Annotated in this window: 3 protein-coding genes; 2 read left to right on the top strand and 1 reads right to left on the bottom strand. The window is 39.1% G+C overall.

All coding sequences use genetic code 11. From position 1 onward, the window contains the following. Positions 1 to 335: IS66 family transposase (locus B1A75_RS19075; RefSeq protein ID WP_139761780.1), on the top strand; the 335-nt coding region annotated here is incomplete at its 5' end. 78 nt (positions 336 to 413) lie between these two features. On the opposite strand, the gene B1A75_RS19070 is transcribed toward B1A75_RS19075, so the two are convergent. Then, a complete protein-coding gene (locus tag B1A75_RS19070; protein WP_079936717.1) occupies positions 414 to 1,625 on the bottom strand; it encodes an MFS transporter in 1,212 nt (403 codons plus the stop codon). Between the two features lie 201 nt (positions 1,626 to 1,826). Here B1A75_RS19070 and B1A75_RS19065 point away from each other — a divergent pair. Further along, the coding region (locus tag B1A75_RS19065; RefSeq protein ID WP_139761779.1) for a transposase at positions 1,827 to 2,204 on the top strand (378 nt) is incomplete at its 3' end.

Below are 2,204 nucleotides of genomic sequence, written 5' to 3'. Positions count from 1 at the left end.
GGGAACTCGATGAACGTTGCCGACAAGGCAGCCATCTAGGTGTCCGCAAAGCGGAAAATTTCATCCGGCGCCTAGAAAAGCGCAAGCAAGAAGCGCTTCTCTTCCTGCGAAAGAAAGAAGTGCCGTTTGACAATAACCAAGCCGAACGCGATTTACGGATGGTGAAAGTCAAACAAAAAATCTCTGGAACGTTTCGTCAGGAAGACGATGCCGAGGCTTTCTGTGTCATCCGCAGCGTCGTTTCCACCCTGCAAAAACACGGAAAGCCGGTGTGGGAATCGTTGCAAAGACTTCTAAGCGGAGAGCCTCTTCAAACGATTCTCCATTCCTCCTAGGGCATTTTCGATACTGGGAATGCCCTATTGGTGCTGGATTCTGAAAATCTCGCTAGTACTGGGCTGAATAGATACCCTTTACATTACAGTTTCTCTTGGCGTACCTTTTCTTTCATTAATTAATAGCGAAGATAAGCTAGTAACTATACCCAAAGCACCTGCAATGAAGAAAAGATATTTTATATTGAAATAATCGACACTGATCCCAAAAATAAACTGGGCTACTGGCGTTGAAAGCATGGAAATCGCCATCATAATACTATTAACTCTTCCTAATAAATGAATAGGTACAGAACGTTGAACAAAAGTAGGTATAAGGACTCCTATAAAACCAGTAATTAAGCCAATTACAAAAACAAAGATCAGAATAATCAAAATATTTTGGGTGAAACATAGTGTTGCAATACCAGTAGCTTGTAAGAGAAAAGATATGTAAATCATCTTCAATTCAACCTTATGAATACTTTTGACTGAAAAGATTAAACCGGTTAACAAACTTCCCATTGACATCGATGAATAGATATATCCTAAATACTTAGCATCATCACTAACATTTTTAGCTAAAAAAGGGAACAATACATTAACCCCGTTCGCTCCAATATTTACAAAAAACATAGTTACAACCAAATAAAGAATCATTTTTTGTCTATTCAAAAAACCAAAACCAAATCTTAAATCTGAAAAGTAAGAAGTTTGATCATTATTATCGTTCATATTTTCAAGATGACTATTTTTAGAGTTAATAAGCAAAATTGAAAAAGTTGAAAATACATACGAGATAGAAATGGCTATCAAGGAATGTGCTATTGAGATTGAGTCAATCATCCAGGCAGCGATTAAAGGGCCCAAAATGATCGTTGTTCTTACAACAGTGAAGTATTGACTATTGAGACGACTCAAATATTCAGTAGCGACTAATCTTGGCTTGATTGATTCTGAGGCTGACCAATAAAAAGCATCAATCGCTCCAAACAACGTGGAGGCCATTATGAGAATTACAAAAGAGATAGTATGATCCCATAACAGAATAGCCAAAACTAACACAATGATAGCCCTTATCATGTCTGACAACCACAGAAACAACTTTGCCCCTATTCGATCAATAACTGGTCCGCAAAGAAGTCCGGCAATAAATCTCGACAAACCGAGGGAAAATAAAACTGCTCCCATCAAAAAACCTGATTGTAAAACATCAGCAATATACCAAGCTATAACAACACTGTATATGACATCTCCCAAGTTTGAAAGAAACGTTGCTATACAAAATTTTGTAGCGTTCAAAATGATCACCCTTAGAAAGATTGAGACTAGGCATGTAATGCACTTGTGAAACAAAATGAAAACATTAGTATAAGGGACATTTTAATATAAACTGTAGATGAGCAAATTCACTAACATAAATTGACAACCAAACAAAAAAGGAGACATGAACCCGACTCCTTGGTTAAAATAGATGTGCTAACCAACCATTCACAAGGAGGTTCATGTCTCATGAATAGATTAGCACATCATCAAGGAATCCACAAGTTTTTCTTCGCATTGGGGTTGGCATTGCATTTCTCGAAGCCGGTTCTGAAGCATCTCGTTCATATCGTCGATGCCTTGACCACCAAGGGATTCTCGGGAACGCTGACGGATCTCCATCACTGGAGTTTTCATCCCAATCATCGAACAACGCTCAGCCATTTTTTCACGAAAAGCCCTTGGGATGAAGAGACGTTGCTTCGCAAACTCCAGCAATGGATCCTTCATCGCATCAAGCGAATCGCCAAACGGGAGAATCAACCCCTTTTTGTTTCGATTGATGATACCAGTTGCCAAAAAACGAAGCCTTCGTCACGGGCKGCACACGCCATTCAAGGGGGTGGT

This window comes from Geobacillus sp. LEMMY01 (genome assembly GCF_002042905.1).
Classification (GTDB): Bacteria; Bacillota; Bacilli; order Bacillales; family Anoxybacillaceae; genus Geobacillus; species Geobacillus proteiniphilus.
Note: the sequence above shows the minus strand (reverse complement) of the source record. Positions and strands in the feature narration are given on the sequence as shown.